The organism is Erwinia sp. ErVv1, from assembly GCF_900068895.1.
Lineage (GTDB): Bacteria > Pseudomonadota > Gammaproteobacteria > Enterobacterales > Enterobacteriaceae > Erwinia.
Genome location: NZ_CDPK01000004.1, coordinates 363113 through 363491, shown reverse-complemented (window position 1 = coordinate 363491; position 379 = coordinate 363113). Strand labels below are relative to the sequence as shown.

At 61.2% G+C, this 379-nt stretch carries 1 pseudogene; it reads right to left on the bottom strand.

What is annotated here, in order from left to right:
• Positions 1 to 13 precede the first annotated feature (13 nt).
• Positions 14 to 379 (bottom strand): annotated as a pseudogene (locus A1830_RS23950) (DUF6531 domain-containing protein); the annotation flags it as partial.

The following is a 379-nucleotide window of genomic DNA, read 5'->3' as shown; positions in this document are numbered from 1 at the left end:
GGCCCAGCACGCTGTCGCCGGGATTGCCACTGCGCCAGTAACGCTGCCAGACCACCGGCAGACGGGAAGGCAATACGAAATCCAGCTCGTCATCACCTGACAGAAACTTCTGCCCACTGACGATATCCACCGGACGCGCGATGATGCCCACGGCAGCGGCACCGGTCATCAGCACACCAGCGCGGCAGGCGATACGGGCCAGCTTGTTGATACCCGGAATTTTACTGAACAGTCTGCCCAGTGCACCGACTTTGCCAGCCGCCCCACCTGCTCCGCCGAGCAGTCCTGCAAATAACAGCGTCAGGTCAGAGGCTTTATACAGCCCTTCCGGGACTTCTGACTGTATCGGCAGTGTCTGTTCCGGCTCCCCGCCAATGCG